The following is an 8,612-nucleotide window of genomic DNA, read 5'->3' on the forward strand; positions in this document are numbered from 1 at the left end:
AAAAATTTGAGGAGGAAACATTATGAAATATATTGACAAGTCACTTTGGCCACGAGCAGAATTATTTGACTTTTTTTCTACTGTGGATCATCCATTTTACAGTACAACTTTCCGTGTGGATGTCACGCAGCTTCACAAATACACCAAAAGCCACGGTCTTTCTTTTTATTATGCACTGACCTATCTGGTTACAAAAGCAATAAATCAAGTCGAAAATTTCCGCTATACCATTCATGATGGAAAAGTTGCACTTTTAGAAGAGCGGATTCCAAGCTTTACAGACATAAAAAAAGACAGTGAACAGTTCTATATTGTCACTGTCCGCTGTCAGGATTCCATGGAAGAATTCTGCCGTGTTGCAAAAGAAAAAAGCCATACACAGACGACGTTTATTAACCAGACCGAAGAAGGCGACGAGCTGATCTATATCTCCTGTCTTCCGTGGCTTGACCTTACCGGATGTACCCATGAACGTAATCTGGATATCGATGATATGATTCCACGAATCACCTGGGGAAAGATCATCGCCCAAAACGGTCGTGAGACACTCGGAATGTCCGTGGAAGTCAATCACCGCATAATCGACGGCGTTCATATTGGCAGATTCTATGAAGGTCTTCAAAAAATGATTGATGAATTATAAGTCTCAGAATGTGTCAGGCTGTGTCACCGCACACAGCCTTTTTACATCTGTTTTCTCACAATCTGATATTCGTCTCCGAACTGATAGTACGGGCAATCCCGAAATTCTCCCCGAACAAACCGATACATCTCATCTTCATCCAGATTTTTCATACATACATAGTAATCATATTCTTCATCATACTCGTAATTCATACAACTCTCACAGTTCGTCTGCGCCATTTTTCTTCCTCCTTCCAATTCGTTCTTGCAATGTGATAACAAGATAATAACCTGCCGCTCCGGCTCCAAGTCCGACAAGCACTCCGCCTAAAATATCTGTCGGATAGTGCACATACAGATACATTCGTGAAAATGCAATCAAAACAGCAAGCACAAGCGAGACCTTCCAAAGCTTTTTCTCCCCCGCAAAATAAAGCGCCGCAACCGCCGCAAAAGATGCAGCCGTATGTCCTGACGGAAACGAAAAATCTTTCGGCGCTGTAATCAAAAGCTGTACTGCCTCATTGACATCAAACGGTCTCGTTCTGGCAAACAGATTTTTTAAAATTCCATTGCACACAATGACATCAATGCATAATGCCGCTGCCACGATCAATCCGCTCTTTCTCGTTTTCGGGATCAAAAGCAGAACAACCGCCAACACAATCCAAAAAATTCCTGCATCTCCAAGGTGCGTGATCCCAAGCATCATTTTATCAACTATTGGACTATGTAACGTCTGTAGCCAGTCTAAAAATTGTATTTCTATTCCCATCTTTTTCTCCTTATTTTCTAAAACCATTTTTTCTTTTTAAAGAACCATATCTCAATCAACACAATCAGCAGACAGATGCCGCAAATAATCGCATATCCATACCGCAATGAAAGCTCCGGCATATGGACAAAATTCATACCATACCATCCTGCAATGAGTGTCAGTGGCATAAATATGGTTGTCACGATCGTGAGAAATTTCATGATCTCATTCTGTCTGATATCCACCTGTGTCTGATGCATCTCCCGAAGCTGCATGGAGTACTCCTTCAATTCCTGAACAGTCGAATAAAACCGTCCCGCCCTTTCACATAACAAAGAAAATAATAACTCTTCCTTCTCAGCCCCCTGCTCGGCTGCATTCTGCTTTATCGTCTCTCCCATATCGGATAATTGTTCATAATAAGAACTCAGCACAGAAAGTTCTTTTCTGATAGCCAGAATCGTCCGATTAAAATCTTCCAGATTGTTATTTAACAGTTCATCCTCGAGCTCCTCCAGATTATCTTCGTATCCTTGCAAAAAAATCATATCATCTTCCAGCAGATGTTCCATAAATTTGAACAGAAACTGTAATGGAGATACCGCATCTATATTCGGATAGCCCTTCATCTCTTTCAGCATCGGCTCTATCTTTGTATCGTACTCGATAAAAATAAATCGATCCGGTAATACACAGTATCCAAATGCTGTTTTTTCTCCTCGTAAATCTTCTTTTTGCGGAATTGCAAATATTCCTTCTACTACCTGATTCCAATTCTCAGCCTTGCAGAAACGAATATAATGCAGTTTGCTTGATTCAAAACTCCTATGAAACAATTCTTCGTATCTTTCCGCAAACTTTTCAACTGACAAAATCTCCATATCCCACTTTTGGTCCATATCTACACACTCCTGTCTTCTGTCAATGCTTTGCCCTATTCTAACATACATTTCAGCATCTGAAAAGGGAGAGCATACCGCTCTCCCTCATTAGAATCCACTATTTTACTCTTTTCTTTTTGCTGATCAAGATTCCGCCCACTGCGACAACACTTGCAAGCAACCATGCCATTGGCAGACTGCTTTCTGTCGTGTCACCTGTGTGAACTTTATGCTTGTCGTCCGGATCTGGTTTCTGATCCTGCTGTGGTTTATCTGGTTTTGGTTGTTCTGGCTTAGCAGCATCTTTTTCCACAAGATTTGCTTGGGCTGTCTCAAATGTATTTCTCAGTTTCAGATATTCTTCCTGTGAAACATTGTCAAGACGATCTAATACTCCACAAAGTTTCTGATATGCATCTTTATATACCTTGTAAGATTCCTCTGTGTATTTTGAGGCATCTTTCAACTCAATACCATTGATATAAGCTTTCACTTCCTCAGCATTTGCTCTTGTCACAAGCGCTTTGATTGCTGCATCTAATTGATCAACAGCCGCTTTTACAGATTCCTCTGTACTGTCTGTTCTGTCAAATTCTGCTTTTGCAGCGTTAAGTGCTTCTGTCAATGTCTGATAGCTGTCTTTTGTATAAAGCTGTGCATCTAAACCTTCCGCTGTTTTAATCAATCCAGCCAACACTTCTTTTGATACAGGTGCTACCGGTACAAAAGTCAATCCCTCTTTTGCATCTTTCAACGCTTTCAATGCATCTTTAAATTCTGATGGATGTACCGGTGTTGTCTTGTTCTTTTCAATCAGCTGTTCCACTGCTTCTTTTGCCGCAACAAAATTATTCCAAGACTCTTCTGTATAGATAGACTTATCTGTTGCATTGATAAAGTCATTTTCTGCCTGCACTGCGAGCATACATTCTTCCATTGCAGACGGATTGTATACAAGCGCTGATTTTGCCGCCTCTAAATCTGCAAGTAATTTTTCTACCTCTGCTACTGATGTATTATCCGCATTCTTCGTTGCTGCTTCAATTGCGCTTACTGCGTTGCTGTATACACGCCATGTTCTTGCTGTGTAGTTCTCAGAATCTTTCAGCGCCTTGTCCAATGCTGCCTGCAATTTTGACCTATCGCCTTTCAACTCTTTGTCTGCCACTGCATTTTTAATTGCAAGTACTGCGCTGTCAACACTTCCTTTGCTTGCATGTTCGCTGTCATATACTTTCTGACCTGCTGTAATTGCTGCATCATATGCCTGCTTACTGTCTGTTGTCCAAGAAGAAGTATCTTCTTTGTTGTCTAACAGCTTTTTCAGTTCTGCTTTGTCCACATTCACAGAGTCTGTCTTTGCAAATACTAATTCTGTGATAGATGGTGTCACATTTTTCCACTCTAATTTCACATCTAAGAGAACAGCATCTTTTTCTAATACGAACTCATTTACTGTCTGCGCAAGCGTTCCAAGTGTAATCCATTTATCCGGATTTTTCAATGTGCGGGCTCTTACAGTCGCATTGGAAATTGCGTCTGCTCCCTGAATGATCTTAATCACATTGACATTGTTATTGTCGGAAACTGTATAGCTCAATGTTCCTGTTTCTTTCGCCGGAACAAATGCCGTAGACAGATCAGCATCTACCATGTATGCATATTTTCCGTTTCTTGTATCCAGACAGTCACTTTCAAATGTCGGGTCGTTTACTGTCGGCATATACTCACCGCCATTGATCTCAAATTCTTGGAATCTCACCCATTTATCTGAACCTACTTTTGTTCTTGTAATCTCAAACTTGATAAAACGAGCTTTCTTGTTGATATTTTCTTCCAATTTTGCATTGTAAGAAGTCTCATGTAACGGAAGTACATCATTGATATTATCTTCGTTTGAAGCTTCGCCTTCATTTTCTTTATCCTGATTACCGATTGTCATCACATCTGTCCACTTTTGACCATCTGTTGATACCGAAATTTTTGCGTGACGTGGGAAATCAATCTCACTGTCTCTACATACTACTTTCAATGTCTTCAGGTCAATTGTCTGTCCCAGATCATAGACAAATTTTGCGCCCTGATTCTGGCTTCCCTGATAGATAACCTGTGTCGTGCGGTCTCCGTCAAACAGGTTTGTTGCCGGATTGCTTGCCTCCTCACCGATTGCAAACGTTGTCTGATCAGCTACAAGTGATTTTTCATAAATCTCAAATGTCTTCAATGACAGCTTCTGAATATCGAATGTTTTCTTCACATTTGTCTTGTTGATGAGACGTACATAACGTGCATCTACATTCTTTCCAGCTGCATACTCAGTCCATTCGTATCCGTTTTTCGATACTTCTAATGTAATACCGTCTGCATCTTTTAACTGCTTCTCAATCGTTGTAATCTCATGTACACGGTCTAATTTCAGACCGATATATTGATCTTTCTCCAACGCAATGCCATTTTGTGGAGCTAATTCCGCAAAATCTCCGAATACATTTGCCCCAAAGTCTTTATATGCATCTACGTTTGTATATGCTTTCGCATTGTAAAATACTTTTGCATCTACATCAAATTCTCTGAATGAAATCCAGTTCTTTTGTTGTGCCTGATTTTCCAGACGCACATACTGTGCCTCGATGTTCTTATCTGAAAGATCTACTTGAATATGTCTTGTTTCTTTAAATGGCTCTAAACCCGGAACATCTTTCCAATCCTTTCCATTTATAGAGTACTGCAATTTTACATTTTTAAAATAGTCATCTGTGCTGTCGTCTTTACCCTGTAAAATATCAATTTTGCCTAATGTGATTGGATGTGATAATTTCACTCCAACATAATCACCTTTGATAGTCGTATCCCCCGGATTTCCGCCTTGTCTGACATTGTACCAAACAAAAGTCTGTTTATTCTCATCAATTAAATTTTTCTCTTCACCTTGACTGACCTTCCAGCCTTCCTGTGTACGGATGACTTCTTTTGTAAACTCAACTCCTGCCTCCGGTGTTGTAGATACTTTGAATTCTCTCATAGATGGCCATTTATTGTCTGAGCCTTTTTGTGTACATTCATAACGTACTGCCACAACATTCTCAATCTCGATACCGGATACATCTACACGCTCTGCATATGGACCGTATTCTTTATCTGTTAAGTCTTTCCATGTGTCTTCTCCGGATACTTTGTATTTTACTTTTGCCTTTCCAAATGTATCCTGTGCTTTTCCTTCCTTATTCGCACCATTCAGAATATGTACACCGTAGATTGTGCTCGGTTTGCTGAAGTTTACCTGATAATACTGTCCAACTTCTTCATACCCATTGTGCCATGCATGTGTTTTTTCATCACCATCGATAATATTGTTAACATTACCTTCCTGCCATGTCGTGAAACTTGACTCTGCAGTGATCACCAGCGGATTTTCTCCCTCACCGGATACATAATCATTGATTGGGCCGGATAGTTTCTTTTCTAATTTTTCTGTCAATGGAATCAAGTGTGTAGAACCTGGTGATACTACCTGTGGATTTCCATTGAGCATTGGCTTTGTAAATGTCTTTGATGTCTTAAAGCTTGAGCTTCCTGCTGTGTAGCTGTTAAACGCTGCATACATATCATCATTTTCAATTGCAATCTGCGCTTCTACAAATGAGCGGATTGATTTACATAATTCTTTCAGTGAATTTGTAAATGGCAATAACTCAGCTTTGAGCGCTTCGTTTTTGCTTTTTGCATGGAAACCATCACAAGCGTCGATGATGACATCCATTTCCTGCATCAATCTTACTCCAACTTCTTTTACAGATTCATTGTTGTCCAGTTTTGTCTTAAATTCGTTCAACAACGGCTGTAATTCTTCTGATTCCGGCAACACCAGACCGTGTCCGTTTGGCTGTGGATTCGACATATGTTTTGCCAGTGTGTGTAATTCTTCTGTCGCATCTGCTTCAATGTATTTGAAAGAGTCCTCCCAGCTCTTATCTACCTCGAATCCTTTTACATTCCATGCATAATCTGCAACTGCAAAAATCGCAACCTTAGAAGCCTCTGACTCCTGCATTGGGTTTGTCACTGCCCCGTAAATATCATTTACATTGATATCTGTGTGAAGCTGCACACCTTTTCCCATCAGCATACGTCCATGATTGATATCATTTACAGGCCAGTTTAACCAGAATAACGGTGCACGACGTTCTGTCTTGCCCTCCGGTAAATTATACCGTCTAAAGTGATCCAGTGTCTTTTGCTCGATTGGCTGACACACTGCTTCACCTGTCCAGAAAATACGAACATCTTCTGGGAAACCTTCATCTAATTCATTTAATTCAGAATAATTTCCCTGCCATGAATGGTTGTAGCCTTGCGGACAAAATACGAGATCATATACATCGCCTTTTTCATCTGCCCATTTCTGCAAGTCATTCATAACTCTAATTACAACTTTTCTAGGAAGATTTCCTGCATCATCTCCCAGCACACCAAATTGACGCACGCCGACATTGTACAACTGATTAAATTTATCTTTAATCTTTTGGATATCTGCGTCATATGTTGCCTCTGTGATACCACCGTTCATAAATGGATGGATTGTCCATACGAAACGACATTTTGATGCATTTCCAACTTCTGTCATCTCTTTGATTTCTTCCAATTTATCTGCCGGGTATGGCTCACGCCATTTTGCAGAATGATATGGGTCATCCTTTGGCGCAAAGATATAGGAAGTCATCTTGAAGTCTCCACCAAATCTCATCAAAGACATGCGGTCTTCATTAGACCATGGAATTCCATAATAGCCTTCGATAAATCCACGGATATTTACATCTGCATAATCTCTCATCTCGAAATTGCGGATTGTAGACCCGTCCATCTGATTAAAGATATGTTTTAATGATGTAATTCCGTAGAATGCTGCATCTGTATCCACACCCAAGATGACGATCTCATCATTGTTGGATGCCAGAAAATAAGAACCATAATGCTCAAACAAGCTTGCATCTACGCTGTAGTTCTCCTTCACATAGTTGTCTACATATCCATTTGAATTGTAAGTACCAATTAAAATGTTTGTCTTACCTTCTGCTTTTTCTGCTGTCACAGTGATATTCTTGTCTTTCGCTTTCAGAACTTCATTCATTCTGTTTTTCGTAGCATCGTCGATTTCCTTTTCAAATACGACGTTCACTTCCGGGCGAATAACATATTCTCCCTCTTGGTAGGACATGTCATGTGGATTCGGATAAATCTCGTATTCCACCTGAGTGTTGTCCTGTGCATAAACCTTTGGAATTGCCGGCGTTCCCATTGTTAAAACCATTGCAATCGCCAGTAATCCTGTCAACATTTGTTTTGCAATCTTTTTCATTCCTCTTTCATCCTTTCCTGAATCTGTCCTGTTAAAAAAGAAAAGACCAAGGACATTCTAAATAGTCCCCCACTTTACAGGAGCTATCTAAAACTCTTTCCCTGGTCTCGCCTAATCTAATAGTAACAATCCATATAATCGTTATTATCATATGATATTCTCTACAAGATTGCAAGTTTTTTGTCAATATTTTCCAAAAGTAAATTTTTACATAGTCACAGTTCACACATTTTGATTTTTTGCACAATACAAGCTATATGCCGACAGTGTAAAACCATCCGTAATTTTTCCCTCCGCAATCCATTTCCGAAATTCTTCTGCTGAAAGAAACACCACATCCTCAATTCCTTCGTAGGCATATCGCCTCTGCACACCTTCCACCTGACACGCAAATACCGCCACTTTATTCGCTAAAATTCCACTGTCTGCGACAACCTCTCCCAAATATTCACATTTGATAACCGTCGCACCTATTTCTTCGTGCACTTCCTTTTTGACATTTTCGTACGGTGAGAGTTCCTTTTCCCCAAATCCACGTGGAAAACTATACTGACTCGTTCGAATCGCGTGCCGATATTGCCGCAGAAGCACAAACAATCCGTTTTGAATCGTCACCGCCACTGCTGCTCCACTTGGCACAACCGGCAGTATTCTTTCATATGCATATAACTTTCCATCTGGATTCCGAATTAGATCCACAAGCAGATAATGGTATGCGCTGCTATACATCACACCTACTTTTTGCCCGGTCTCTCTCACAAATTTATCGACCGTCTCTTTATCCGTCACAATCGGAATCTGCGTTGACTCTGCAAACAACTCCGGACGTTCCTTCCGCAATTTTTCATATGTGTTCCATTCTATTCCATCACTATATTTTTCTTTCATTGTTATATCCATTCCTTTCGCTTCGCTCAGGCACAAAACGTAATGAAAATGTTTCCCTGAGCTTATTTTTTCTTTATAATTCTTCTTGTAGGGAACTCGGTATACT

At 40.2% G+C, this 8,612-nt stretch carries 6 protein-coding genes; 1 reads left to right on the plus strand and 5 read right to left on the minus strand.

The annotated features are described in order from the left end of the window. Positions 1 to 22: 22 nt before the first annotated feature. Positions 23 to 643 (plus strand): CatA-like O-acetyltransferase, encoded by a 621-nt coding sequence (locus tag ACTQXY_RS07875; RefSeq protein WP_441659022.1) that lies wholly within the window; start codon positions 23 to 25, stop codon positions 641 to 643. 41 nt (positions 644 to 684) lie between these two features. On the opposite strand, the gene ACTQXY_RS07880 is transcribed toward ACTQXY_RS07875, so the two are convergent. The 5 genes from ACTQXY_RS07880 to ACTQXY_RS07900 form a co-directional block, all read right to left on the minus strand. Continuing rightward, a complete protein-coding gene (locus ACTQXY_RS07880; protein ID WP_022250995.1) occupies positions 685 to 864 on the minus strand; it encodes a DUF6472 family protein in 180 nt (59 codons plus the stop codon). Beyond that, the gene (locus ACTQXY_RS07885; RefSeq protein WP_441659023.1) at positions 845 to 1,399 is read right to left on the minus strand and encodes a phosphatase PAP2 family protein; all 555 of its coding nucleotides are present in this window, start codon (positions 1,397 to 1,399) and stop codon (positions 845 to 847) included. Before ACTQXY_RS07885 ends, ACTQXY_RS07880 begins: the two co-directional genes overlap by 20 nt. Positions 1,400 to 1,416: 17 nt before the next feature. Next, the gene (locus ACTQXY_RS07890) at positions 1,417 to 2,280 is read right to left on the minus strand and encodes a magnesium transporter CorA family protein (RefSeq protein WP_441659024.1); all 864 of its coding nucleotides are present in this window, start codon (positions 2,278 to 2,280) and stop codon (positions 1,417 to 1,419) included. 100 nt (positions 2,281 to 2,380) lie between these two features. After that, positions 2,381 to 7,618, minus strand: a complete 5,238-nt coding sequence (locus tag ACTQXY_RS07895; protein WP_441659025.1) for a beta-N-acetylglucosaminidase domain-containing protein — start codon at positions 7,616 to 7,618, stop codon at positions 2,381 to 2,383. 222 nt (positions 7,619 to 7,840) lie between these two features. After that, positions 7,841 to 8,612, minus strand: a 772-nt coding sequence (locus tag ACTQXY_RS07900) for an NUDIX domain-containing protein (RefSeq protein ID WP_441659026.1), incomplete at its 5' end; no start/stop codon positions are given.

Source organism: Faecalimonas sp. LCP19S3_D12 (assembly GCF_052121495.1).
Lineage (GTDB): Bacteria > Bacillota > Clostridia > Lachnospirales > Lachnospiraceae > Faecalimonas.